This window comes from Nocardioides sp. Z35_8 (assembly GCF_059621125.1).
In genome coordinates this window covers 426,967-451,314 of the sequence record NZ_JCAQIE010000002.1, presented here as the reverse complement: position 1 = coordinate 451,314, position 24,348 = coordinate 426,967, and the positions used below count along the sequence as shown (strand labels likewise).

Genomic DNA, 24,348 nt, shown 5'->3' with positions numbered 1-24,348 from the left:
CGGCGAGTCGGACGGCCTGATCGGATGCCGAAGGATCTTCCCAGACCCCCATGGCCCGGGCAGACTGACCGCAGCCGACGGGGTCGGTGCCACGGGGGAGGAAGACGCATGCGCAGGACGATCGCGATCGCGACCGCCATCGGACTGGGCGGAGGGCTGCTGGTCGGCGTGACAGCGCCGGCCGGCGGGACCGAGCCGAGCGCCCCCGGCGGCGCGCTCGTCGGCCAGTCGTTCAAGATCGGGGAGAAGGGCCCTCGGCAGCGCCGAGCCGGCGCCGAGCAGCTGATCAGCGCGACGGCGACCTTCACCGCCGCCAACCGGGTGGCCGGCATGCCCACCAGCACCGCTCCGCACCACCAGTTCGTGATGCCCGGCGGAAGCCTCTCCGTGACGGTGGACTACGGCTACCACTGGCAAGACGACTCCCTGATCTACGACTACAGCCTCGACACCGCGATGGGGGCCGGAGATCCCGACGCCAGCACCCGGACGGTGCTCGGCTTCGGCAGCCGCCAGGGCACCAGCTGCACCGTCGAGGAGATGAGCGTCGCCTGGCTCTACCGCTACATCCCCGACGTCCTGCTCTACGACGACAAGGAGACTCCCGACCTCGCGAGCGCTGCCGGGTGGGACTGCGCGGTGCTGCTCGTGGACTCCGGGCCCGGCACGCCGCCCTACGACGCCTTCGTCAGCGTCCTCGACGTCGTCGCGGCCACGCCCGAGCTCGCGGTGCGGGCGCCGAGGAAGGACCGGCTCGTGAAGGGCGTGTGGACCCGGATCCCGGTCACGGTGTCCAACGCCTCGCCGGAGGGGATCGGCGCCCGCGACGTCGCGGTCACCGGCGCGGGCAAGGGCGTCAAGGTGCGACCTCTCGCGCTGGGTTCGCTGCAGGGGCAGGACGACATCGACGGCCATGTCTGGGCCCGGCTGACGCGGCCGAAGGGCACGTTGCGGCTCACCGTCAGCGAGAAGGGCCAGGCGCTCGGTCGGGCGACGGTGAAGCTCCGGCGACGCCCGGCTCCTGCGCCTCCCAAGGCGGGCAGCTGGTCGGCCGGCGGAGTGAGCTTCACGGTCCGCGGTAGCAAGGTGCGCGGCTTCCGGATCAACGCCCGGACGACCTGCGGCGGCTACCCCGACATGCCCACGACGACCAACAACACCTACAGCTTCGTCACCACCACGATCCCGCGCAACAACGAGGTGGTCGGCACGGAGCGCAACGACCAGGAGAGCAGCGCCGCCTACGCGGCCTACCTCGATCTGGAGTTCGTCAGCCGCACCAAGGCGGTCGGGAGGTTCTCCTACTACGGCCCGGCGCGGTGCACCGCCATCGAGAGGTTCACCGCCAGGCTCAGGCGCTGACCCGGTCGCGGGTGCCCGTCACTGACCCGCGCGGCCGTCGATGCACTCGCGCACCAGGTCGGCGTGCCCGCAGTGGCGGGCGTACTCCTCGATCATGTGGACCACGATGTCGCGCACCTCGACCGGGTCGCCGTGGACGTCCACGACGGTGTCGAGGTCGGTGCGGTCGAGCACCTCGCGGGCGTAGGAGACCTCCGACTGCCACAGCTCGTGGCTGGCGCGCACCAGCTCGTCGTCGGCGTCGGGGAAGTCGAAGCCGGCGTCCTCGTCGTCACCGGAGAACAGCCGCGGGATGTCCATCCGGGCCTCGAGCACCCGGCGGAACCAGCTCTGCTCGACGCGCGCCATGTGGCGCACGAGACCCAGCAGCGACATGTTGGACGGCGGCACCGCCTTGCTGGCGAGCTGCTCGGCGGTGAGGCCGTCGCACTTCAGCGCCAGCGTCTGGCGGTAGTGCTCGAGATAGCCGACGAGGCACTCGCGCTCGCCCCTCGTCGGCCCCGCCTGCATCCGGGGATCCTGGTCGGTCGGGAGCCACATGCCGTCGTATCCGGGGTGAGCCATCCGCCCAGCCAACCGCAGCCCGCTCCCGGGCGTCCAGTCGATAGGCGTGCGGCCTCAGTCGCCCTTGATGGTCCGAAGCACGTCGCCGGTGGCGGCGTCGACGACGACGGTCTGCTCGACGGCCGAGTCCTCGTCGAACTTGACGTCCCACACCGGCGTGCCCTTGTCGACGTCGAGGTCGAGCCCGGTGATCGTCCCGGTCGTCACGGCGCCCCGTGCGGCGGCGAGCGCCTCCTCGGGGTCGAGGTCGACGTCGGCGAGCAGCCGCTCGCGCTCGGCACGGTCCTCAGCGTCGGTGTCCTCGACCGGGTCGCGGGTCACGGTGGCGCCGTCGGCGGAGACCGTGAGGTCGAACGCCTTCGCGTCGGCGTCGACGACCTCGGCCTCCCAGCCGTCGACCTCCTGGTCGAGGCTGAAGAGCGTGCCGCCCGGCACCGCCTCGACGGCCGTCAGCACGGCCGCGAGCACGGGGGCGTCGGCATCGGACGGGGCGTCGGTCTCGGTGTCGGCGGAGCTGGACGAGTCCGACGGGCTGGCGGGGCTCGACGAGGCCGACTGGTCGTCCGACGCGTCGTCGGCGCTGTCGTCGCCGCACGCGACGAGCGCGATCGACAGAGGGAGGGCGAGGGCGGCGAGCGCGGTGCGACGAACGTTCATGGGAAGCGTCTCCTCGAGTCGGTGAGCGGTACGTCTCCACGGTGCGCCGCTGGGTGCTAAGGCCGGGCCAACCGTTCCTCAACGGCAGGCAAAGCCGGTGGTCACCTCACTCGGGGTCGGGGACGAAGACCTCGTCGACCCGGACCTCGAAGAGCCGGCTGATCCGGAAGGCGAGCGAGAGGCGTGGATCGAAGTGGCCCTTCTCGATGGAGATCACCGTCTGGCGTGAGACGCCGAGGGCGGTCGCGCACTCGCCCTGCGACATGCCTGCCGCCTCGCGCAGGGACCGGAGCGTGTTGTGCATCAGGACTCCCGGCGACGGAGGACGGCGAGCCGGGCGGTGAAGTCGGCCAGCGCGAGAATCACGAAGATCCACAGCGGCGCGCTGCGGGTGTCGAGCACCGCGGTGGCGAAGACCGTCAGTCCCATGGCGGTCACGGTGTCGAAGAAGGCGCCGCTGCTGGCGCGGGTCGTCCACTGCCTCTCGACGGAGTCCTCGTGCTGCTCGGGATGCTCGCTCCGGTCGAGCAGGAGGGCGCCGAGCGCGAGGACGAACGGGAACGTCATCGCGGCGAACACGGCGAAGGTGAGGCCGTCGGGTGCGTCGGTGCGCACTGCTGCGGCGCCGGCGCCGACGGCCAGTGCCACGACGACCGCGGGGACGGCGGCCTTCAGCCAGGGGGACAGGGGGGTGCGTGCGGTCGTGGTCATCGGGGTCGCTCCTCGGTAGGTGTTAGAGTTCTTTGACATCAGCGACGATGCCGGACACTCGCCCGGATGTCAAGTTTCTTTGACACCGTTCGTGGAGCCGATTGGCGCGGCCGGGCGCGCCGGTCGTACGATCGCCGCAGGCGTCTGAGCCGTCATCAGCGGCGAGCCTCGGGAAGAACGGGTGCGGCGAGCCGGCCGCCACCTCACTAGAACCCGGCGGGTGCGGCCCGACACAGCCGACGAACGAGCGGTTCCCCGACGGTGGGGAGCAAGCGAGGTGGTACCGCGGCAGCCCTGTCGTCCTCGTGTCATCAGACCGAGACGTACGACGCCACCGCAGGAGTGCCGCCCATGACCTACCCGAAGGTGTCGCACACCGATGCGACCACGGTCCCCAGCAGCCCGCGCTTCCCGGACATCGAGGAGGCGGTGCTCGCCTACTGGGAGTCCGACGACACCTTCCGGGCGAGCGTCGAGCAGCGCGAGGCCGGCGAGGACGGCGCCAACGAGTTCGTCTTCTACGACGGACCGCCCTTCGCCAACGGCCTGCCCCACTACGGCCACCTGCTGACGGGCTACGTCAAGGACCTGATCCCGCGCTACCAGACGATGCGCGGGCGCAAGGTGGAGCGCCGCTTCGGCTGGGACACCCACGGCCTTCCCGCCGAGCTCGAGGCGATGCGCCTCAACGGCATCAAGACCACCGACGAGATCGCCGAGCTGGGCATCGAGAAGTTCAACGAGGCCTGCCGCGCGTCGGTGATGAAGTACACCGGCGAGTGGCGCGACTACGTCACCCGCCAGGCGCGCTGGGTCGACTTCGACCACGACTACCGCACGATGAACCCCGACTACATGGAGTCGGTGATCTGGGCCTTCAAGCAGCTCCACGACAAGGGCCTGGTCTACGAGGGGTTCCGCGTCCTGCCCTACTGCTGGCAGGACGAGACGCCGCTGTCCAACCACGAGCTGCGCATGGACGACGACGTCTACCAGATGCGCCAGGACCCGGCCGTCACCGTCGGCTACGACGTCACCACCGACGGGCCGTTCAAGGGCGTCAAGGTCCTCGTCTGGACGACGACCCCGTGGACCCTGCCGGCCAACCTCGCCGTCATGGTCGGCGAGGACATCGACTACGTCGTGGTCTCCTCCGACGGCCCCACCGGCAGCCCCGAGCGCTACCTGCTCGCCGAGGCCCGCCTCGCGTCGTACGCCCGCGAGCTGGCCCCTCGTGATGGGCAGAGCGACCCGGAGGTCACCTGGCGCGGCACGGGCGCCGACCTCGTCGGCCTCGAGTACGCCCCGCCGTTCAGCTACTACGCCGGCCACGAGCGGGCGTTCCGCCTCGTGCCCGCCGAGTTCGTCACCACCACCGACGGCACCGGGCTGGTGCACACCGCCGGCGCCTTCGGTGAGGACGACAAGGTCGTCACCGACCGCGAGGGCATCGAGGCGGTCATGCCGGTCGGCAAGGACGGCCGCTTCACCTTCCCCGTCACCGACTACGAGGGCATGCAGGTCTTCGACGCCAACCTGCAGATCATCGACCACCTCAAGGCGGCGACACGGGGCGAGGCCGCGGGCTCGGTCACGCCCGGCACCGTGCTGGTGCGCCGCGAGACCTACGACCACTCCTACCCGCACTGCTGGCGCTGCCGGCAGCCGCTGATCTACAAGGGCGTCTCGTCGTGGTTCGTCGAGGTGACCAAGGTCAAGGAGCGCCTGATGGCGCTCAACCAGGACATCCGCTGGGTGCCCGAGCACATCAAGGACGGCCAGTTCGGCAAGTGGCTGGAGAACGCCCGCGACTGGTCGATCACCCGCAACCGCTTCTGGGGCAGCCCGGTGCCGGTGTGGAAGTCCGACGACGAGCACTACCCCCGCATCGACGTCTACGGGTCCTTCGAGGAGATCGAGCGCGACTTCGGCACGCTGCCGCGCGACAAGGACGGCAACCCCGACCTGCACCGGCCCTACGTCGACGAGCTGACGCGGCCCAACCCCGACGACCCCACCGGCAGGTCGACGATGCGTCGCGTCACCGACGTGCTCGACGTGTGGTTCGACTCCGGCTCGATGTCGTTCGCGCAGGTGCACTACCCGTTCGAGAACAAGGACTGGTTCGAGCACCACTTCCCGGGCGACTTCATCGTCGAGTACATCGGGCAGACGCGCGGCTGGTTCTACACGATGCACGTCCTGGCCGGCGCGATCTTCGACCGGCCGGCGTTCTCGACCTGCCTGAGCCACGGCATCGTCCTGGGCAACGACGGCCAGAAGATGTCGAAGTCCCTGCGCAACTACCCCGACGTGCGCGAGGTCTTCGACCGCGACGGCGCCGACGCGATGCGCTGGTTCCTCATGTCGAGCCCCATCCTGCGCGGCGGCAACCTGATCGTCACCGAGCAGGGCATCCGCGACTCGGTGCGGCAGGTGCTGATCCCGCTGTGGAACAGCTGGTCGTTCTTCAGCCTCTACGCCAACGCCGCGGGCGACGGTGAGGGCCACGACGCGACCTGGCGCACCGACAGCGCGCACCCGATGGATCGCTACATCCTGGCCAAGCTCCGCGACTACGTGTCCGCGATGACCGACCAGCTCGACGACTACGAGGTGGCGGCGGCGTGCGACTCCACGCGCGGCTTCCTCGACGTGCTGACCAACTGGTACATCCGCCGCTCGCGCGAGCGCTTCTGGGACGAGGACGCCGACGCCTTCGACACGCTCTACACCGTGCTCGAGGTCGTCTGCCGGGTCACGGCGCCGCTCATGCCGCTCACGACCGAGGAGGTCTGGCGCGGCCTGACCGGCGAGCGGTCGGTGCACCTCACCGACTGGCCGTCCGCCGAGAGCCTGCCCGCCGACGACGCGCTCGTGGCCTCGATGGACACCGTCCGCGACGTCTGCTCGGCCGGCTCGGCGCTGCGCAAGGCCGCCAACCTGCGCAACCGGCTCCCGCTCGCCCGGCTGACCGTGGTCACCGAGGCCGACCTCGCGGGCTTCGAGCAGCTGGTCGCCGACGAGCTCAACCTCAAGGCGGTCGACGTGCTGGCGGCTGACGCGCCCGAGGCGGCGTCGTACGGCGTCTCGCAGCGGCTCACGGTCAACGCCCGCGCAGCCGGGCCGCGACTCGGCAAGGACGTCCAGCTCGCGATCAAGGGCTCGAAGTCCGGTGACTGGTCGGTCGCCGACGACGGCACCGTCACGTCCGGTGGCCTGGCGCTGGTCGAGGGGGAGTACGCCCTCGAGACGGTGGCCGGCACGTCGGACGACGACAGCGCGATCGGCATGCTGCCGCGCGGCGGCTTCGTCGTCCTCGACACCGCGGTGACGCCCGAGCTCGAGGCCGAGGGCACCGCCCGCGACCTGGTGCGCGCCGTCCAGCAGGCCCGCAAGGACGCCGGCCTGCAGGTGAGCGACCGGATCGGCGTGACGATCAGCGGCCCCGAGGCCACCCTTGCCGCGGCCCGGACCCACGAGGGACTCATCGCCGAGGAGACCCTGGCCACGTCGGTGTCCTACGCGGACGCAGCGGAGGTGGGCGTACAGGTCGCTCGGGTGTGAACCACCGGTTGCGGGGAAAGAGGGGAGCCGGCGCGCACACGCGCCTGCACTGACGGGGGAGAAGCTGCATGGATGGACCGACCGATGTCGACTCGCTCGCCGAGGCGCTGCGCCAGGACGGCGTGGTCGTCGACAGGGTGATGGGATCGGGGGCGGCGCAGGAGTCGCACGACCGCATCGCGGCACTGGTGCGGGAGACGCCGTTCCCGGTCTACGTCGCGCTCGTGGAGCAGCCGAAGGGTCTGCCGGACGACGCCATCGATGCGACCGAGGCGCTCGCCGGCCTGCTCAACCGCCGCCTCGGCGACGGCCTCTACGTCCTCGACACCACGGAGGGCATCCAGCAGGTCTTCGCCTACGGCCTGGACACCAATCCCTCCCGCCTGAGCCTCGGTGCCGGGCGCAACGACGACGCGCTCGACGAGGCGATGCAGGAGGTGGGCGGCTACCGGATCGGCACCCAGGACTACCTCTACCCGCCGGCGGTCGCCGAGGCGGAGGCGCAGGTGCTGGCCGCCGAGGACCTGGTGGAGATGGCCCGCGAGCCGTCCGGTGACGACTACCCGGTGACCCTGGAAGAGACCGAGGTCGAGGACCTGGCGCGCTACGCGGTGCGGGTCGCGGCCACCGCGGACTGGCGCCCCGCGTCCGAGGAGTACGTCTCGGTCCGCACGGCGGCGTCGGGCCTCTCCGCGCTCGTCGGAGGTCTCGGGGGACTGGTCGTGGCGCTGCTCGTGGGCCAGTCACTGCGGGGGTGGCCGCGTCGGGGCGCCCCGCGTCGCGCCGTCGCGCCGACGGCGGAGAAGGCGGCGACGTACGCCGTGGCGCCCCCGGACCTCGAGGACGAGCGCAAGCGCGCCGTGCGCCTCGCCGACGCGCTGACGCGGTCGCTGGAGAAGACCGACTGGGAGACCCTGCGCGACCGCGACGTGGCGGCCCGCGCCCTCACGGCGCGCGACGCCGTCGAGCCGCTGCTGGCCTCCGGAGACGTCGGCGACGTGATCGGCGCCCGCACGATCGCCCAGATGGGCGCGCACGACCTCGGACGGGGCCGCCGCGGGAGCGGCGCGGCGCTGGTGCCGTGCTTCTTCGACCCGCGCCACCCCGACGGCACCGCCACCGCCTCGTGGCGCCTGGGCGACGGCACGGTCGAGGTGCCGTGCTGTCCCGCGTGCGCCACCGCGGTGGGCCAGGGCGCGACGCCCCGTCACCTCCGCCTGCCCCACCGGCTGCCCCACCGTCGCGGCACGGTGCCCTACTGGGAGCGCGACGACGTGTGGGCGCGCACCGGCTTCGGCGCCATCACCGACGACCTGGCCGGCGACGTGCTCGCCGAGCGAGTGGGTGAGCCGTGATCCGCCGCTTCGGCTGGGCGATCGGCGCGCTCGTGGGCGTCGTCGCAGGCACCGCCCTGGGGCTCTGGACACAGTCGTGGCAGGAGTCCCGCGAGGAGGACGACATCGCGCTGCGCGCAGAGGTCTTCGGCCGCCAGGACGTCGTGCCCGGACCGGTGGACACCGTCCAGGAGCTGCTGCGCCAGGACACCCGGGTGGCCGTCGACCCGATGCTCAGCGGCCGCATCCCGCCGGACGACCTGGCCGAGGCCGAGGCGGTGCTGGCCGGCTCGCGGGTGCCGGCCAGGATCGCCTACCTGCCCTATCCCGACACCAACGACGTCGGCTACACCGCGTCGGGCGTGGGGCCGCAGTGGTGGACGGCCGTCGGTGAGGAGGGCCACTACGTCGTGCTGTGGGACACCGGCAGCACCGACCCCGGCGCCGTCGGGCTCGAGGAGCACTACGTCGAGTCCCGCACCAAGGGCCAGCCCGGCCCGGCCCTCGTGCGGCTCGCCGAGGAGATGGCCACCTGGGAGGCCCAGCCCCTCCCGACCGAGCCCGCCCCGCCGAGCGACTTCGACTACTGGGGGGGCCTGTGGGGCGGCCTCGGCGCGGCCGTCCTGTTCGGTGCGTTCGGCGTGCTGCCCGCGTTCGGCGTGCTGCGCTGGTGGGTCGGGACCCGACGACGGAAGGTTGGGTGAGGACATGAGCAGCGAGCAGATCAGTGACGCCACGATCGCCGAGATCGAGCAGGAGCTCGCCGGTGACGGGGTCTGGATCGACCCCGCGTTCGCCCGCAGCCACGACATCTCCGCCGCCGACGAGGCACGCATCGAGGATGCCGTCGCCACGGCGCAGGACAGCAACCTCAAGGTCGTCCTCATCGAGGTCGACATCGACGACGAGCGCTTCCAGGGCAGCTTCACCAGCCTGAGCGCCTGGCTGCAGGACAGCGCCGCCGAACCCGACGCGACCTACGTCGGGTGGGAGGAGTGGAGCGAGCCCAGCCTCAGCCTGCAGGAGTTCGGCGACCAGCCCGAGGCGATCTACGTCGCCAACGTGGCCAACCACGAGCACCCCGACGCGGTGGTCGACCAGGTCGTGCGCGTCGCCGAGCTCCTCGACGACGGCAACGCCGAGGACCTCTGGCACGAGGTCCCCTCCGACGAGAGGTACTCCTGGACCGCCGACGAGGGCCTGCAGACCTCGGAGGTCGTCGTCGGCATCGGCGTGCTCGCCGCGCTGGTCGCCGTCGTGCGCGCGCTGGTGGTCTGGCGCAGGCGTCGCCGCCTGCGCCCGTCGGGGTTCACCCTCCCCGCCACCGTCCTGCACACGGTCCGCTCCGCGGAGGACCGGCGCCTGCGCCAGCAGGCCGAGGCGGAGGTGCTGGCGCTGGGCGAGGCCATCGGGCGCGGCGACTCCGGCGGCACCGCCGCCGCGCTCGAGGCCTGGCAGCAGGCGCTCGACCACTACGCCGCCGCCCGCTCGATCCTGGCGCAGGACGCCGCGCCCGCCGACGTCGTGGGCGCCCTCGTGCTCGCGCGCCGCGGCGAGGACGCCCGGGCGAGCGCGGAGGAGCGCGGATCCACCGCGTGGGAGCCGCCGGTGCACTGCTGGTTCAACCCGCTGCACACCGGGCCCACGGCGGAGGTCGTGTGGCGCGACGACGACCGCGCGGTCGACGTGCCCGCCTGCGCGGCCTGCGCCGGCGACGTCCGGGCCGGCCGCGAGCCCGACGACGTCCTCGACTTCATCCAGGGCGACCGCACCGTGCACTACTTCCGGCTCGACCTCGGCCCCTGGAGCCGCACGGGCTACGGCGCCCTCGAGCGAGACCTGCTCGGAGCACTGCGCCGCCGCTGAGGTCCCTCACAGCGAGAGTCGCCGGTAGGCGCGGGCCGACAGCGGCACGAACACCGCCGCCAGGACCAGCGGCCAGACGAGCGCGACGGCTACGGCGTTGTCGGCCAGCATGCCCTCGGTGATGCCCGACGGGTTGCCGAACAGCTCCCGGCACGCGGCGGCGGTGGCGGAGACCGGGTTCCACTGGGCGAGGACGCCCAGCCACGCCGGCATGTCCTGGGGCGAGACGAAGACGTTCGAGAGGAACCCGATCGGCCACACCAGGATCTGCACGGCCATCACCCCACCCTCGGCGCGGAGGGTGAGGCCGAGGAAGATGCCCAGCCAGAGCAGCGCGAACCGCAGCCACAGCAGCAGGCCGACGGCCAGCAGGGTCTCGGGCCAGGTCCCGCCCGCACGCCACCCGATGAGCAGGCCGCCTGCCATGAGCACGGCGAGCTCGACCGACGAGTTGACCAGGTCCGCCCCGGCGCGCCCGAGCGGGACCGCGACGCTGCTGATCGGCAGGGAGCGGAAGCGGTGGGTGACGCCCTTCTTGGAGTCGTTGGTGATCGCGCTCATCGTCCCCTCGAGCCCGAACATCATGGCGAGCGCGAACATCCCGGGCATGAGGTACGCCAGGTAGTCGCCGCCACCCGGCAGCTCGATCGAGCCACCGAAGAGGTAGCCGAAGACGAGCACCAGCATGATCGTGAAGGCGATCCCGAACAGCGGCGCCCAGGGCTCGCGCTGCCAGTGCTTGAGGTCTCGCTGGACGATGATCCAGCTCTGGCGCAGGGTGGTGGTCGTGCTCATCGGGGGCCTCCGTCGAGGTGGGCAGGAGCGGGCGTGGCCGGTCGGGGGGCGGGGTGGTCGGTGAGGTGGAGGAACACCTCGTCGAGCGTCGGCTCCCGCAGCTGGACGTGGGTGGGGCTCACCGAGGCGGCGTCGAGGGCCCGGACCACGGCGAGGAGGGCGGCGGTGCCTCCTGCGGGACCCGCCTCGATCACGAGCTCGCCCGACGGGTCTGTCCCGTCGATGAGCCGTACGTCGAGCGCGGTGGCGCCGGCGACGATCCGGCGGACCGACTCACCCTCCGCGTCGGGCGCCAGGCCGACGAGCACGCGGTCGCCCCCGAGCCGGGACTTCAGCCCCGCGGGCGTGCCCTCGGCGACCACGCGCCCGGCGTCCATGACGGTGATCCGGTCGGCGAGCTGGTCGGCCTCGTCGAGGTACTGCGTCGTGAGCAGCACGGTCGTGCCCAGGGCCACCACGCGTCGTACGGCCCGCCAGACGTCGGCGCGCCCACGCGGGTCGAGGCCGGTCGTCGGCTCGTCGAGGAACAGCACGGCCGGGCGGGTCACGAGGCCGGCGGCGATGTCGAGGCGGCGCCGCATGCCGCCGGAGTAGGTCGAGACCTTGCGGTCCGCGGCGTCGTCGAGGTCGAACGTCGTCAGCAGCTCGGCCGCCCGCGCTCGCGCCTGCGCGGTCGACATCCCGTGCAGCCGGGCGAACATGACGAGGTTCTCGCGCCCGTGCAGGACCTCGTCGAGTGCGGCCGACTGGCCCACGAGCCCGATCGCCGAGCGCACCTGCGCGTGCTGGGTGCGTACGTCGAAGCCGGCGACGCTGGCCTCGCCCTCATCGATCCTGGTCAGCGTCGCCAGGGTGTGGACCGCCGTGCTCTTGCCGGCCCCGTTGGGTCCGAGCAGGGCGTGCACCGACCCGGCGTCGACCGTCAGGTCGAAGCCGTCGAGCGCGTGGGTGTCGCCGTAGCGCTTGCGCAGCCCGCGCGCCCGGAGGGGCGCGTCGAGGGAGGGCTGGAGGGGTGGGGCGAGGGCCATGGGTGCTCCTTTGATCGTACGGTGTACGGAGTTCGACGGACGAACGCTAGCATTTATTCGTACGCCGTACGAAGAAGTTAGGGTGGGTAGGTGCCCGACTCCGATCCCGTGCTTGCGCTCCTGTGGCGGCACCGTGCACCGACGCCCGAGGAGACGGGCCCGCGTCGCGGCCCGAAGCAGCGCGTCAGTGTCGACGACGTGGTGGACGCGGCGATCGACCTCGCCGACCGCGACGGGCTGGCGGCGCTGTCCATGCGCGGACTGGCCCAGCACCTGCGCCTCGGCGCGATGACGCTCTACACGTACGTGCCCAACCGTGCCGACCTGGTGGTGCTCATGGTCGACCAGGTGCTGGGCCGCACCACCTTGCCGGAGCACCCCGAGGACCTGCGTGCCCGGCTCGAGCTCGTGGCCCGTGTCCAGTACGAGGACCACCGCGCACACCCGTGGCTGCTGGAGGTCACGGGCGTGCGGGCCTGGCTCGGCCCCCACATGGCGGACCGCTACGAGTGGCAGCTCGCAGCCGTGGAGGGCATCGGGCTCGACGACATCGAGATGGACCAGACCGTCACCCTGCTCGCCTCCTTCGGCACCAGCATCGCCCGCGCCGAGCAGGTCGTACGACAGGCCGAGCGGGAGACCGGCATGACCGACGCCGTGTGGTGGGCGGCCAACCACGAGGCGCTGGGACAGGTGATGGCAGGTGCCGACTATCCCCTTGCCGGCCGTGTCGGCACGGCCGCCGGCGAGACCTACCAGGCGGCCAGCGACCCGGGGCGCGAGCTGGAGTTCGGCTTGGCCCGCATCGTCGACGGGCTGCTCGCACACCTCGCCGACCGCTAGCCCGGCGGCGCCTCGCATCGATGGTTGAATCGTCGCCATGCCCCACCTCGATCTCTCCGCCGACGTCGTCACCCTGACCCGGCAGCTCGTCGACATCCCCTCCGTCAGCCACGAGGAGCAGGAGATCGCCGACGCCGTCGAGGCGGCGCTGACCGCGCTGCCGCACCTCACGGTGACCCGCCGCGGCCACACGGTCGTGGCCCGCACCGACCTCGGCCGCGACGAGCGCGTCGTCATCGCCGGGCACCTCGACACCGTGCCGCGCAACGACAACCTGCCCGGTCGCCTCGAGGACGGGGTCCTCCACGGCCTCGGCAGCTGCGACATGAAGGGGGGCGACGCGGTGATGCTCAAGCTCGCCGCCGACCTCACCGAGCCCAACCGCGACCTGACGTTCATCTTCTACGAGGCCGAGGAGGTCGACTCGGTGCACAACGGGCTGCGCAAGCTCACCGAGAGCGACCCCGACCTCGTGCAGGGTGACTTCGCGATCCTCATGGAGCCCAGCAACGCCGCGGTCGAGGCCGGCTGCCAGGGCACCATGCGCGTCGACCTGCGCACCACCGGCGAGCGGGCGCACAGCGCGCGCAGCTGGAAGGGCGTCAACGCGATCCACCTCGTCGCCCCGGTGCTCGCCCGGCTCGACGCCTACGTCGCGCGCCAGCCCGTGATCGACGGCCTGACCTACCACGAGGGCCTCAACGCCACCGGCATCCGCGGTGGCGTGGCCGGCAACGTGGTCCCGGACGAGTGCGTCGTCGAGATCAACTTCCGCTTCGCCCCCGACCGCAGCGAGGCCGACGCCGAGGCGTTCGTCCGCGACTACTTCGAGGGCTACGACCTCACCGTCACCGACATGGCCGCGGGCGCGATGCCCGGCCTCGACCGTCCCGCGGCGCGGGCCTTCGTCGACGCGGTGGGAGGCGACGTCGCCCCCAAGTTCGGCTGGACCGACGTCGCGCAGTTCACCAGGCTCGGTGTCCCGGCCGTCAACTTCGGCCCCGGCGACCCGATGTTCGCCCACAAGCAGGACGAGCACGTCCCCGCCGAGCACGTCGAGCGGTGCGAGCGCATCCTCAAGGAGTGGCTGGCATGAGCGAGCGCACCGACCTGCCCGGCGATCGCCAGGGGGGCCGCATGGCGGGCCCGGTGATCGAGCGGCGCGGCCAGGTCCACGAGGGCAGCACCACCGACCAGCGCCTCCTCGACTCCCGTGGCCCGACCGACTGGGTGCACACCGACCCGTGGCGGGTGCTGCGGATCCAGGCGGAGTTCGTCGAGGGCTTCGGCGCGCTCGCCGAGCTCGGCCCGGCCATCGCGGTGTTCGGCTCCGCCCGGACCGCGGTCGACGCCCCGGCGTACGCCGTCGGCGAGGAGGTCGGCCGGCGGCTCGTCGAGGCCGGCTTCGCCGTCGTCACCGGCGGCGGTCCCGGCGCGATGGAGGCGGCCAACAAGGGTGCGTGCGAGGCCGGCGGGGTCAGCGTCGGGCTGGGCATCGAGCTGCCCTTCGAGTCCGGGCTCAACCAATGGGTCGACAAGGGCATCAACTTCCGCTACTTCTTCGCCCGCAAGACCATGTTCGTCAAGTACTCCCAGGGCTTCGTCGTGCTGCCCGGCGGCGTGGGCACCCTCGACGAGCTCTTCGAGGCGCTGACCCTGGTCCAGACCCGCAAGGTCACCTCGTTCCCCATCGTGCTCATCGGCACGTCCTACTGGTCCGGCCTGGTCGACTGGCTGCGCGAGACGGTGCTCGCCGAGGGCAAGATCAACGCCGCCGACCTCGACATGATGGTGGTCACCGACGACGTCGACGAGGCGGTCGAGCTGATGGTCGCCGCGCGGGCGGATCGCTGGCCCACCCCGGCTCCGGAGCGGCCCGAATGATGATGTGGTTCTTCGCCGTCCTCATCGTCCTCGCCATGGGCGGGGTCGCGGTGATCGCCTCGGGCCGCGGCGGCTCGATGCCCCCGGCCTACGACGACCGTCCCGACCTCGACCTGCCCGAGGGGCGCCCCATCGGGGCCGACGACCTGCGCAGGGTGCGGTTCCCGCTCGCGCTGCGCGGCTACCGGATGTCCGAGGTCGACGCCCTGCTGGCCCGCCTGGCCACCGAGATGGAGGAGCGGCGGCGCCGCGAGCCGGGCCCGGGACCCTCGTCTGGCGAGCCGCTGAGCGACTAGGGCAGACTCCCGCGTCATGTCGTTCCCGATCGTCGTCTGGATCCTCACGGCCCTGGCGGCCGTGGCGATCGTGCTGACCCGGCTCCGCCTCCGCGGCGAGAGCGCGGCGGGCCGGCTGTCCATCAGCAGGCGGGTCCCCTGGGTGCACTTCGGGTCGGGCGTCGTGGCACTCGTCCTCTGGCTGGGCGTGCTCGTCGCGCCGGAGGACTCGCCCGTCGGCGGACCACTGGTCGGGATCCTCGCGATCGCCTGCTGGTGGGTGACCGCCATCTGCGGTCTCCTCATCCTCGCTCGCTGGCTGCCTGCCAGGGGACGTCATGCCCCGGCGGCGGCCGGCGACTCGTGGAGCGACGGGCCGGGACTCTCGCTGCTTGCCCACCTCGGCATGGTGGTCGGCGTGCTGGTCTTCACCTACGCCTATCTCACCGCGGCGGTCTGAGGCTCACCGTCCCCGGAAGACCGGCTTCTGCTTGGACATGAAGGCGTCGACGGCGGCGAGGTGGTCGTCGGTGCCCCCGGTGAGCGCCATCTTCTCGGCCTCGAAGGCCAGCGACTCCTCCAGCGGGTGGGCGGCGGCGTGGGCGACCGCCTGGCGGATCGACCCGAGGGCGACGGTCGGGCCCGCGGCGAGCCGGGCGGCCAGCTCGCCCACGGCCTGCGGAAGCTCCTCCGCGCTGACGACCTGGGTGGCCAGCCCGAGCTCGAGCGCCTCCTGCGCCGTCACGGTGCGCGGGAAGTAGAGCAGCTCCATCGCCTTGGCCCGCCCGACGAGGCGGGGCAGCGTCCAGCTCGCCCCGGTGTCGCAGGAGAGCGCGACGCCCGCGAAGGAGGTGTTGAACCCGGCCGTGTCGACGACGATCCGGAAGTCGGCGGCGAAGGCCAGGCTGGCGCCGGCGCCCGCCGCGACGCCGTTGACCGCGGCGATCACCGGCTTCGGCATCGTCGCCAGGGCGAGCACGATCGGGTTGTAGTGCATCGTCACGGTCTCCGACAGGGGCACGTCCGCCTCGCCCTTGAGGCCGGCGAGGTGCTCCTTGAGGTCCTGTCCCACGCAGAAGGCCCGGCCGCTGCCGGTCAGCACCACGCACCGCACCTCCGGGTCCGTGGCGACGCGGTGGACGGTGTCGCGCAGCAGCTCCTTGGTCGCGACGTCGAGCCCGTTCATCGCCTCGGGCCGGTTGAGCGTGATCGTCGCGACGGCGTCCTCGACGTGGAGCAGCACGGGGTCGGGATCGGCGGCGGGGTCGGCGGCGGGGTCGGGTCGGGAGGTCGTCATGGGCGAAGTCTGCCCGACGTGGAGGAGGTGTTGCGGCCCTGTGGTGCCGATCACGCGCGTCATGAGGGATAATGGGCGCCGTACGACGCCGATCGGGGCGGCCAGCACGCTCAGCCGCCTCGATTCGCATGTGAAGAGCCGCATCCAGTGATGGCTGAACAAGGAAGAGGTGCGCCGATGGCCGCCATGAAGCCCCGCACGGGCGACGGACCGCTCGAGGTCACCAAGGAGGGACGCGGCATCGTGATGCGCGTCCCGCTCGAGGGCGGTGGCCGGCTGGTGGTCGAGCTCAACGCCGAGGAGGCCGCGGCTCTCGGAGACGCCCTCAAGGACGTCGTCGGCTGATCGTGCCCATCACCGCACTGCCGACCCAGGTCTCGCCCCCCGAGTTCGCCCTCAGCCCCGCGCTGCCGCACCAGATCGGCGGCGCGGAGGTGTGGGCGTTCCCGGTGCTCCCCGGCGACGACGACGCCCCGCTGCTGGGCCCCGGCGCCGACGAGGCCGCGCAGGTCCTCGGCGTCGACCTCCTCGCCGCGCTCGAGTCCTCGCGGGCCACGGGTCGCACGGGCGAGGTGACGACGATCCCCGTCGCCGCTCCGCCCGACCTCGAGGGGGCGACCGACAGCCTCGGCACGGTGCTGCTCGTGGGTGTCGGCGAGGCCACGGCGACCGACCTCCGCCGCGCCGGCGCCGCGCTGGCCCGCGCGACCAAGGACCGCTCCAGCGTGATCACCTCGCTGCCGGCGATCGCACCTGCCGACGGCCTCGGCGACCTCGTCGTCGGCGCCATGCTGGCCTCGTTCGCCTTCCACTGGCGCTCGACCGGGCCCAAGGAGCGGCCGGTCGCCCGGATCGTGCTGGCCGGCGTGAGCGACGACGGCGCCGACGAGGCGCTCGCCCGGGCGCTCGCCCTCGGTGGCGCCGGCTGGCGCTCGCGCGTGCTGGCGACCGTCCCGTCCAACCTCAAGACACCCGCCTGGCTGGCCGACCAGGCCGTCGCGGTGGGTGCGGCCGCGGGCCTCGACGTGGAGGTCTGGGACGACGCCCGTCTGGAGGCGGAGGGCTTCGGCGGCATCCGTGCCGTCGGCGGCGGGTCGGTCAACGAGCCGCGGCTCATCCGGATGGACTACACCCCGCGCGGTGCCACCAAGCGGGTGCCCACCGTCGTGCTGGTCGGCAAGGGCATCACCTTCGACTCCGGCGGCCTCGACATCAAGCCCAGCGAGGGCATGCTGACCATGAAGCGCGACATGAGCGGCGGCGGAGCGGTGATCGCGACGATGGCCGCCCTCGCCGACGTCGACTGCCCGGTCCGCGTCGTCGGCCTGGTGCCGGCGGCCGAGAACTCCGTCAGCGGCTCCGCGATGCGCCCCGGCGACGTCATCACCCACTACGGCGGGCGCACCTCGGAGGTCAACAACACCGACGCCGAGGGCCGCCTCGTGCTGGCCGACGCGATGGCCTACGCCGTCAGCGAGCTCGACCCGGCGGTGCTGGTCGACATCGCCACGCTGACCGGCGCGATGAAGGTCTCGCTGGGCCAGTGGACCGGCGGCTACTTCGCCAACCACGAGGGACTCGCCGAGCACGTCGCGGCCGCCGCGGCCGCCTCCGGTGAGAACGCCTGGCGGATGCCCCTGGTCGCCGACTACGAGGACAAGGTCAACTCCGACATCGCCGACGGCGACAACGCCGCGGGTGGCGCCGGTGCGATCACGGCCGCGCTCTTCCTGCAGCACTTCGCCGGCGACGTGCCTTGGGCCCACATCGACTTCGCCTCGGCCGCCGAGTCACCGGTCGACCGCCACGAGTGGACCGCCGGCCCCAGCGGCTGGGGGCCGCGGCTGCTGCTGTCCTGGCTGGGCTCCGACGACCCCCTCGCCGGCATCGCCTGATGCTCGGACTCACCGTGCGGTGGTCGCTGGCCGGCGCGCCGGAGGGCGTCGAGGACCGGCTGGCGGCCTACGTCGCCGAGACCTCCCATGCGCGGTTCACCGGCATGGACGGCCTGCGCTTCAAGACCTGGCGCCAGGTGCCGGGGGAGTGGTTCGAGGGCTGCTACGTCTTCGCCAGCAGCCAGGCGCGCGAGGACTTCCAGCGCGCCTTCGTGGCCGGCGCCGCCGAGGCGCCGGGCTCGCAGATCGTCGGCAGCCCGCCGGTGCTGGTCGAGGCGTGCGACGTCGTCGCCGTCGCCGAGGGCTGGGACGGCTTCACCGCCGCCGCGCGCCTCTGACATCTCGTCGAGTGGGCGCGTCCTGACCGCCAGATCCCGTCGAGTCGGCGCGTCCTGACCGCCAGATCCCGTCGAGTCGGCGCGTCCTGACCACGCTCGCCCCCGGCAGCGCTCAGGTCTCGGGGGCCCACTCCTTCTTGGCGGCCAGCAGGCCGTCGCCGACGGGCAGCAGCACCGGCACCAGGGCCTCGTGCTCGAGGACCGCCCGGCCGAGGTCACGGATCGTCACCGTCTCCTCGTCGCGCTGGGCGGGGTCGGCGACCCGGTCGTGCCACAGGGCGTTGTCGAACGCCACGATCCCCCCGGGGCGGAGCAGGCGCAGCGCCTCCTTGAGGTAGGCGGCGTACTCGCGCTTGTCGCCGTCGCAGAACACCAGGTCGTAGTGGCCGTCGGTGAGGCGGGGCAGCACGTCGAGACCCGCGCCGGCGATGGTGCGGGCCCGGTTGCCCGGGATCCCGGCCTCGGTGAAGGTCTCCTTGGCCAGGCGTTGGTGCTCGGCCTCGATGTCGACCGTGGTGAGCACGCCGTCGGCGCGCATGCCGCGCAGCAGCCACAGCCCCGAGACGCCGGTGCCGGTGCCGATCTCGACCACGGCCCGCGCGTCGAGCACGGAGGCGAGGAAGCGCAGCGCGGCCCCGACGCCGGAGCCGACGGGGGCCACGCCCACCTCCTCCGCGCGGCTGCGAGCGGCGGCGAGGACCTCGTCCTCGGCCACGAACGACTCGGCGTAGGACCAGCTCGCGGACTTGATCGGCGGGGTGTGGGTCGGCACCCGCCGACCCTATCGCGCGGTCGGCGCCGGGCGTGGCCGGGAACACATGCGGCCCTCCGGTCGTTGGACGCTGTGATCCGACGGGCCGCTCAGGTTTCTTGGCCGGAGCGCATGTGGCTCACAGGGAACTCTCAGTCGGCATGCCTAGCGTCAGGGAAGGACAGCGAACCGGTGCAGCTGCGGTCGAGAAGGACGAACAAGGGAGCCCTCGTGGGTGATCACGTCGACGCCACACCCGACGTCGACGCGGTCGACGTACCCACCTGGGACGAGGTCGTGGAGCAGCACTCCGACCGCGTCTTCCGCCTCGCCTACCGCCTCACCGGCAACCGGCCCGACGCCGAGGACCTCACCCAGGAGGTCTTCGTCCGGGTCTTCCGGTCGCTCGACGGCTACACCCCCGGCACGTTCGAGGGGTGGCTCCACCGCATCACCACCAACCTGTTCCTCGACGGGGCGCGCCGCAAGCAGCGCATCCGCTTCGACGCGCTCTCCGACGAGCGCGCCGCGCGCCTGACCAGCACCGCGCCCGCGCCGGAGCTGGCGGTGGCCGACCGGACGTTCGACGACGACATCGAGACCGCGCTCGCCACGCTGCCCCCCGACTTCCGCGCCGCCGTGGTGCTCTGCGACGTCGAGGGCCTCAGCTATGAGGAGATCGCGGAGATCATGGACGCCAAGCTCGGCACCGTACGCTCGCGCATCCACCGCGGTCGCACCATGCTCCGCAAGGCCCTGGCGCACCGCGAGCCGGCCGCGGGCCGCTCGCGCTACTCGGGGCCGCTCGGCGCGCAGCCGCGGGTGTCGTGATGAGCCACCTCGGATCGCGGGTCAGCGCCCTCCTCGACGGCCGGCTCACGGCAGAGGAGGAGGAGCGCTGCTGGGACCACGTCCACGTCTGCCATGCCTGCCGTGACCTCGTCGAGCAGGAGGGGTGGGTCAAGACCCAGCTCGCCCAGCTGTCGTTCGGGCCCGGGCAGACCTCGCACGACTTCAAGTCCGCCCTGGTGGGCCGCTGCTCCGCGCTCGAGCCGGGCCCGGGCCTCGGCGTGGGCGCCGCGCCGTTCCCCACCTCCCGGCCGCGCCCGCGCCGCGCCCTCGTCGCGATCGGCGGTGGTGCGGCGGGCGCCTGCGTCGTGGGCGTGCTCGCCCTCGGCGTCGCCGGCGGTCCCCGCGTCGAGCCGCGTCCGCCGGTCACCGACCTGAGCCGCCCCACCGGCCCGGTGAGCCCGGCCGCCATGGTCGACGACCGCGCCACCCGCGGTCCGGCCACGCCCTCCCGGACGCCCCTGGCCGAGCGCCTCGTGGCGATCCGGGAGAAGATCGTCCCGTGAACGACGAGCACAGGCCCGACGAGCGGGACCACGACGACCAGGTCCCGGCCGAGCAGGCGCCCGCCCGGCACCCCGAGCCCGCGGCTCCCGACCCCGACGAGATGGCTGCGACCGACGAGGAGCCGACCCAGCCGCTGGCCGGCTGGCGGTCGCGGGAGCCCGAGCCCGAGCCCGCACGCGGAGGCGACCAGCTCGCGCCGAGCGCGCCGGCCGCCCAGGCCGCCCACCCGGAGGGACGGCCCTACGGCGCCGACCCGACCCCCGAGCCGACCCCCGAGTCGACCGGCGAGCCGGTTGCCGGCCAGGCATCGGACGAGTCCTCCGGCGACGCGATGCTCGGCGGCCCGCCGCCGCACCACACGCCCTTCGGTGAGCCCGCGTTGCCGCGGCACGCCCAGGGCCACGACCCGGCGGCCCCCACGGTGCCCTTCCCGAGCGGCTGGGGCCAGCAGCCCGCGCAGCCGGGCCAGCCCTACGTCGGCCCCGGGCCGCAGCCGCGTCCGTACGCCGGCCCCTCGGCCGTCGCCCGCAGGATCCCGCTGTGGGTGTGGCCTGCGGTCGCCTCGCTGGCGCTGGTGGTCGGGATCCTCGGCGGCCTCGCCGGTGCCGCGATCCAGGACGAGCTGTCGTCCCGGCCCGGCACGAACGACAACGGGCTGAGCGGGGTCCGCACCCAGACCGCCGCGCCGCTGGAGGCCGAGAACGGCTCGGTCGCCGCCGTGGCCCAGGCGCTGCTTCCCAGCACCGTGCAGATCGTCGCGGAGCTCGACGGGGAGGCCGGCGGCGCCACCGGCTCCGGCTTCGTCCTCGACCGCGAGGGCCACGTCGTGACCAACAACCACGTCGTCGCCTCAGCCGCCGAGGACGACGGCACCATCGTCGTCATCGACACCAACGGCGAACGCCTCGACGCGACCGTCGTCGGCCGCAGCTCGGTCTACGACCTCGCGGTGCTGCTCGTCGAGGCCGCCGACACCCTCGAGCCGGCGGCGCTGGGCGCCTCGCAGGTGCTGCGCGTCGGCGACCCCGTGGTCGCCTTCGGCGCGCCCCTGGGCCTGAGCCAGACGGTGACGTCGGGCATCGTCAGCGCCCTCAACCGACCGGTGACGACGGGACAGTCGGAGGACGACTCGTCCTACATCAACGCCGTGCAGACCGACGCCGCGATCAACCCGGGCAACTCCGGCGGCCCGCTCGTCAACCTGACCGGCGAGGTGGTCGGCGTCAACTCCGCCATCGCCACGACCGGCGGCCTGTCGCGCGAGTCGGGCAACATCGGCGTGGGCTTCGCGATCCCGATCGAGCAGGTCCGCACGACCGTCAACCAGATCCTGCGCACCGGCCGCGCGGAGTACCCCGTCATCGGCGCCCAGGTGCGCACCGGCGGCGAGTCGCAGTCGAACGGCGCCACCATCACCGAGGTCATGCCTGACACGCCCGCCGCGCGCGCGGGTCTGGAGAAGGACGACGTGATCGTCGCGGTCGACGACCAGCCCGTGAGCGACGGCATCGCGCTGATCGTGGCGATCCGCACCCACCGGCCCGGCGAGACGGTCGAGATGTCGGTGGTCCGCGGCGACGAGGAGCGGGTCGTCGAGGTCGAGCTCGACGGGAAGGTCGGCTGACGCAGCCCGGGCCCGGCCCCGTCAGCGCCCCAGCCCAGCACCTAGCGCCCCAGCCCAGCACCTGGGGATGTGCTCGAAGCGCACCGGCCGATGAGCCGAGCTCGCGCAACCCCTGCGCGCGCCGACTCCCTCGAGGCCTTGGAGGTCCTGCGGTTCCCGCCGAGCCCCACATGAGCGCACAGGAGTACGCCACCTGGTCACAGGCCGCCGCCAACGGCGAGGACCCGGCGGTCGCCCATCCGCGAGACGGCCGGCGAAGACTCCCGGCAAACGCCCGGCGCGACTCATCATCACGATGCCCCCACAGGAGGGGAAGTCCACGAGAGTCACGACAGGACTTTGGGCTCTGGGTCCGGCCCCGCACCGAAGCCCAGCACCCGTGGGCTCCATCCGCGTCCGCTGGGCGCCGTGTCGCTTCGGCCGTCCTTGGCCACCCGTACCGCCGTGCGCCAGGCACCGCTGTCATCATCGCCGGACTCGAAGGGGTACGGGAGCTGGAGGCATTCCCACAGGGTGAGGCTGACCCAGACGAGGGGCTGACCGGGACGCACCTTGTAGACAGGCAGGAAGTCCTGATCCTCTCGGCAGTAGACCCGGGTCCCGGGGCCGTCCCAGCCGCCGCCGATCCGGAACTGCTGGTCGACGCGAAGGCGGCGGGGGTGCCTCGGTCCGGGCGTTCTCAAGCGCACGTCGAAGCGGCCCTCGGGCTCGGCGTCCCCGTCGACGTCGAACCAGATCGTGAGGTGGTGCCCGGGTCGGAACCCGCCGGGCACCGCGACGCGCACGGACTGAGTTTCCGACATCTTGGGGGCGCCTGCCACCACGACTCGCGAGATGTCCACGGACGGGCTCGAGGTCCGGCTGTCGTGGACGGTGACCTGCCCAGGCAGGGCGACCTCGGCCGCGGGCGCCGGCGGGAGCGCGACCACGGCGAGCAGCAGCGCCGTGACAGCGGTGAGAGGCAGACGCGAGGACACGCGGCGAGGCAGCATCGATCGACGCTAGCACCGCCCGAGGGGCTTGGCGAGGCCCTGTCGCTACCGCGCCCGGTCAGCCGGGCGGTGGTGTCGTCGGCCCACTCGCACCGCCGCGCAGCGGTCTGATCACGACACGCCGCAGCCCCTTCACTCAGTCGGTGTCGGCCTCGACGTCGACGAAGGGGTGCTGGTCGACGAACGTGCGGGTCTCGTCGTACATGCGCTGGATGAACTCCTCGAGCTGCGCCCGCTCGACGCGCCACTGGCCGCGTCCGCCGATCTTGATCGCGGGGAGCTCGCCGCGGCGGACCAGCGCGTAGACCTGCGCTCCGGAGGTGTTGAGCACCTCGGCGACGTCGGCGAGCGTCAGGAAGCGGGGGTCGTCGGCCATGGGACCATCGTGCCACCGCACGTCCGGCGCCCGGCGCCGCCCGGCCGTGGGCTGTGGAGAGCCAGGTGTGAAGTCCGCCCCCCGGGGCAATGATGGCGTCGTGCCTCGGACCACGTCTCGGACCACCTCCCGCAGCATCAGCCGCCACGGCCCACTCGCCACCACGCCGGCGGGTGACGGGGCGGGCGTGGTGCCGGCGGCCATCCGCGCCACCACGCCGGGGTGGCGCGATCCCCGGCTCTGGATCGGGGTCGTGCTCGTGACGGGCTCGGTGGTGGCCGGCGCGCGGCTGCTCTCCGGGGCCGACGACATGACCCCGGTGTGGTCGGCCTCGGCCGACCTGGTGGCGGGGCAGACGCTGACCGCCGACGACCTCGAGGCGACGCTGGTGCGCTTCGACGACTCCGCCGACCACGCCCGCTACCTCGCCGTGGACGACGAGCTGCCCGCGGCGCTGACCCTGACCCGGGCGCTGACGGCCGGGGAGCTGGTGCCCGCCTCGGCGCTGGGGGAGGAGGCGGCGGGCGACACGGTGTCGCTCTCGATCGCGGTCGCGGCCGAGCACGTGCCCACCGGCCTGGTCCGGGGGTCGCGGGTCGACGTCTGGGTGGTGCCCGAGCCCGGCCTGGCGCAGCGGCGTTCCGGGCCGCCCGCGGAGCTGGTGCTGGCCGACGTGGTGGTCCTCGACGCGCCCGTGGTGTCCGACGCGTTCGCCTCCGCGACCGCCCGCCAGCTGGTGCTGGCGGTGCCCGAGGCCGACGACGAGGCCCTCGGCACGGTGCTGGCGGCCGTCGGCGACGACCGGCTCCGCGTGGTCGGCCGGGGCTGATCGC

The 24,348-nt window shown here is 72.9% G+C and carries 27 protein-coding genes; 17 read left to right on the top strand and 10 right to left on the bottom strand.

Annotated features, from left to right (window positions below; genetic code table 11):
• The first annotated feature begins 108 nt into the window (after window positions 1-108).
• Window positions 109-1,362 carry a hypothetical protein gene (locus AC54T2_RS13930; protein ID WP_496666466.1) on the top strand — a complete coding sequence of 418 codons (1,254 nt, stop codon included), beginning with the start codon at window positions 109-111 and terminating at the stop codon, window positions 1,360-1,362.
• A gap of 18 nt (window positions 1,363-1,380) precedes the next feature.
• Here AC54T2_RS13930 and AC54T2_RS13925 read toward each other — a convergent pair whose 3' ends face one another.
• From AC54T2_RS13925 to AC54T2_RS13910, 4 genes are all read right to left on the bottom strand, one after another.
• Window positions 1,381-1,926 (bottom strand): DinB family protein, encoded by a 546-nt coding sequence (locus AC54T2_RS13925; protein WP_496666465.1) that lies wholly within the window; start codon window positions 1,924-1,926, stop codon window positions 1,381-1,383.
• Between the two features lie 54 nt (window positions 1,927-1,980).
• On the bottom strand, window positions 1,981-2,583 hold the full coding sequence (locus AC54T2_RS13920) for a PepSY domain-containing protein (RefSeq protein ID WP_186340591.1): 603 nt from the start codon (window positions 2,581-2,583) through the stop codon (window positions 1,981-1,983).
• A gap of 106 nt (window positions 2,584-2,689) precedes the next feature.
• Entirely contained in the window at window positions 2,690-2,887 is a 198-nt protein-coding gene (locus AC54T2_RS13915) for a helix-turn-helix transcriptional regulator (RefSeq protein WP_186340592.1), read from the bottom strand.
• The gene (locus AC54T2_RS13910) at window positions 2,887-3,294 is read right to left on the bottom strand and encodes a hypothetical protein (protein ID WP_186340593.1); all 408 of its coding nucleotides are present in this window, start codon (window positions 3,292-3,294) and stop codon (window positions 2,887-2,889) included. The genes AC54T2_RS13915 and AC54T2_RS13910 overlap by 1 nt, the downstream gene beginning before the upstream one ends.
• Window positions 3,295-3,645: 351 nt before the next feature.
• On the opposite strand from AC54T2_RS13910, the gene ileS reads away from it, so the two are divergent.
• From ileS to AC54T2_RS13890, 4 genes are all read left to right on the top strand, one after another.
• Window positions 3,646-6,861, top strand: a complete 3,216-nt coding sequence (ileS, locus tag AC54T2_RS13905; protein ID WP_496666464.1) for an isoleucine--tRNA ligase — start codon at window positions 3,646-3,648, stop codon at window positions 6,859-6,861.
• Window positions 6,862-6,929: 68 nt separating this feature from the next.
• On the top strand, window positions 6,930-8,216 hold the full coding sequence (locus AC54T2_RS13900) for a hypothetical protein (RefSeq protein WP_496666463.1): 1,287 nt from the start codon (window positions 6,930-6,932) through the stop codon (window positions 8,214-8,216).
• On the top strand, window positions 8,213-8,899 hold the full coding sequence (locus AC54T2_RS13895) for a hypothetical protein (RefSeq protein ID WP_496666462.1): 687 nt from the start codon (window positions 8,213-8,215) through the stop codon (window positions 8,897-8,899). The genes AC54T2_RS13900 and AC54T2_RS13895 overlap by 4 nt, the downstream gene beginning before the upstream one ends.
• 4 nt (window positions 8,900-8,903) lie before the next feature.
• Entirely contained in the window at window positions 8,904-10,061 is a 1,158-nt protein-coding gene (locus tag AC54T2_RS13890) for a hypothetical protein (protein WP_186340597.1), read from the top strand.
• A 6-nt stretch (window positions 10,062-10,067) separates the two neighbouring features.
• Here the strand turns inward: AC54T2_RS13890 and AC54T2_RS13885 are convergent, their stop codons facing one another.
• The gene (locus tag AC54T2_RS13885; RefSeq protein ID WP_186340598.1) at window positions 10,068-10,856 is read right to left on the bottom strand and encodes an ABC transporter permease; all 789 of its coding nucleotides are present in this window, start codon (window positions 10,854-10,856) and stop codon (window positions 10,068-10,070) included.
• Window positions 10,853-11,884, bottom strand: a complete 1,032-nt coding sequence (locus AC54T2_RS13880) for an ATP-binding cassette domain-containing protein (protein ID WP_186340599.1) — start codon at window positions 11,882-11,884, stop codon at window positions 10,853-10,855. The genes AC54T2_RS13885 and AC54T2_RS13880 overlap by 4 nt, the downstream gene beginning before the upstream one ends.
• A 90-nt stretch (window positions 11,885-11,974) precedes the next feature.
• On the opposite strand from AC54T2_RS13880, the gene AC54T2_RS13875 reads away from it, so the two are divergent.
• The 5 genes from AC54T2_RS13875 to AC54T2_RS13855 are packed head-to-tail and all read left to right on the top strand — an operon-like array spanning window position 11,975 to window position 15,346.
• Window positions 11,975-12,727: a TetR/AcrR family transcriptional regulator C-terminal domain-containing protein gene (locus tag AC54T2_RS13875; RefSeq protein ID WP_186340600.1), complete on the top strand. Its 753-nt coding sequence runs from the start codon at window positions 11,975-11,977 to the stop codon at window positions 12,725-12,727.
• A 37-nt stretch (window positions 12,728-12,764) separates the two neighbouring features.
• Complete coding sequence (gene dapE, locus AC54T2_RS13870) at window positions 12,765-13,823, top strand: succinyl-diaminopimelate desuccinylase (protein WP_186340601.1); 1,059 nt, start codon at window positions 12,765-12,767, stop codon at window positions 13,821-13,823.
• The gene (locus AC54T2_RS13865; protein ID WP_186340602.1) at window positions 13,820-14,611 is read left to right on the top strand and encodes an LOG family protein; all 792 of its coding nucleotides are present in this window, start codon (window positions 13,820-13,822) and stop codon (window positions 14,609-14,611) included. The genes dapE and AC54T2_RS13865 overlap by 4 nt, the downstream gene beginning before the upstream one ends.
• Window positions 14,608-14,907, top strand: a complete 300-nt coding sequence (locus AC54T2_RS13860) for a DivIVA domain-containing protein (RefSeq protein WP_241005178.1) — start codon at window positions 14,608-14,610, stop codon at window positions 14,905-14,907. Before AC54T2_RS13865 ends, AC54T2_RS13860 begins: the two co-directional genes overlap by 4 nt.
• 16 nt (window positions 14,908-14,923) lie before the next feature.
• Window positions 14,924-15,346, top strand: a complete 423-nt coding sequence (locus tag AC54T2_RS13855) for a hypothetical protein (RefSeq protein ID WP_186340603.1) — start codon at window positions 14,924-14,926, stop codon at window positions 15,344-15,346.
• Between the two features lie 3 nt (window positions 15,347-15,349).
• Here AC54T2_RS13855 and AC54T2_RS13850 read toward each other — a convergent pair whose 3' ends face one another.
• Window positions 15,350-16,183: an enoyl-CoA hydratase/isomerase family protein gene (locus AC54T2_RS13850; RefSeq protein ID WP_186340604.1), complete on the bottom strand. Its 834-nt coding sequence runs from the start codon at window positions 16,181-16,183 to the stop codon at window positions 15,350-15,352.
• Between the two features lie 177 nt (window positions 16,184-16,360).
• On the opposite strand from AC54T2_RS13850, the gene AC54T2_RS13845 reads away from it, so the two are divergent.
• Genes AC54T2_RS13845 through AC54T2_RS13835 form a run of 3 tightly spaced genes read left to right on the top strand, consistent with a single transcriptional unit; the run spans window position 16,361 to window position 18,416 of the window.
• Complete coding sequence (locus AC54T2_RS13845; protein ID WP_121138412.1) at window positions 16,361-16,528, top strand: DUF3117 domain-containing protein; 168 nt, start codon at window positions 16,361-16,363, stop codon at window positions 16,526-16,528.
• A gap of 2 nt (window positions 16,529-16,530) precedes the next feature.
• Window positions 16,531-18,078 (top strand): leucyl aminopeptidase family protein, encoded by a 1,548-nt coding sequence (locus AC54T2_RS13840; RefSeq protein WP_496666461.1) that lies wholly within the window; start codon window positions 16,531-16,533, stop codon window positions 18,076-18,078.
• On the top strand, window positions 18,078-18,416 hold the full coding sequence (locus AC54T2_RS13835; RefSeq protein ID WP_489974943.1) for a hypothetical protein: 339 nt from the start codon (window positions 18,078-18,080) through the stop codon (window positions 18,414-18,416). Before AC54T2_RS13840 ends, AC54T2_RS13835 begins: the two co-directional genes overlap by 1 nt.
• 112 nt (window positions 18,417-18,528) lie before the next feature.
• Here AC54T2_RS13835 and AC54T2_RS13830 read toward each other — a convergent pair whose 3' ends face one another.
• Window positions 18,529-19,188 (bottom strand): O-methyltransferase, encoded by a 660-nt coding sequence (locus AC54T2_RS13830; RefSeq protein WP_241005177.1) that lies wholly within the window; start codon window positions 19,186-19,188, stop codon window positions 18,529-18,531.
• Window positions 19,189-19,398: 210 nt separating this feature from the next.
• Between AC54T2_RS13830 and sigE the strand changes: the two genes are divergently transcribed.
• The 3 genes from sigE to AC54T2_RS13815 are packed head-to-tail and all read left to right on the top strand — an operon-like array spanning window position 19,399 to window position 22,147.
• Window positions 19,399-19,998, top strand: coding sequence for an RNA polymerase sigma factor SigE (sigE, locus tag AC54T2_RS13825; protein WP_241005176.1), 600 nt, complete (start codon window positions 19,399-19,401; stop codon window positions 19,996-19,998).
• Complete coding sequence (locus AC54T2_RS13820; protein ID WP_489974941.1) at window positions 19,998-20,522, top strand: anti-sigma factor; 525 nt, start codon at window positions 19,998-20,000, stop codon at window positions 20,520-20,522. The genes sigE and AC54T2_RS13820 overlap by 1 nt, the downstream gene beginning before the upstream one ends.
• The gene (locus AC54T2_RS13815) at window positions 20,519-22,147 is read left to right on the top strand and encodes a S1C family serine protease (protein WP_496666460.1); all 1,629 of its coding nucleotides are present in this window, start codon (window positions 20,519-20,521) and stop codon (window positions 22,145-22,147) included. Before AC54T2_RS13820 ends, AC54T2_RS13815 begins: the two co-directional genes overlap by 4 nt.
• 326 nt (window positions 22,148-22,473) lie before the next feature.
• Here the strand turns inward: AC54T2_RS13815 and AC54T2_RS13810 are convergent, their stop codons facing one another.
• Both AC54T2_RS13810 and AC54T2_RS13805 read right to left on the bottom strand, forming a co-directional pair.
• Window positions 22,474-23,139 carry a hypothetical protein gene (locus AC54T2_RS13810; protein ID WP_186340610.1) on the bottom strand — a complete coding sequence of 222 codons (666 nt, stop codon included), beginning with the start codon at window positions 23,137-23,139 and terminating at the stop codon, window positions 22,474-22,476.
• Window positions 23,140-23,275: 136 nt separating this feature from the next.
• Window positions 23,276-23,515 carry a helix-turn-helix domain-containing protein gene (locus AC54T2_RS13805; protein ID WP_186340611.1) on the bottom strand — a complete coding sequence of 80 codons (240 nt, stop codon included), beginning with the start codon at window positions 23,513-23,515 and terminating at the stop codon, window positions 23,276-23,278.
• A 100-nt stretch (window positions 23,516-23,615) separates the two neighbouring features.
• Between AC54T2_RS13805 and AC54T2_RS13800 the strand changes: the two genes are divergently transcribed.
• A complete protein-coding gene (locus tag AC54T2_RS13800) occupies window positions 23,616-24,344 on the top strand; it encodes a CpaB family protein (protein ID WP_489974939.1) in 729 nt (242 codons plus the stop codon).
• The last annotated feature ends 4 nt before the right edge of the window (window positions 24,345-24,348 follow it).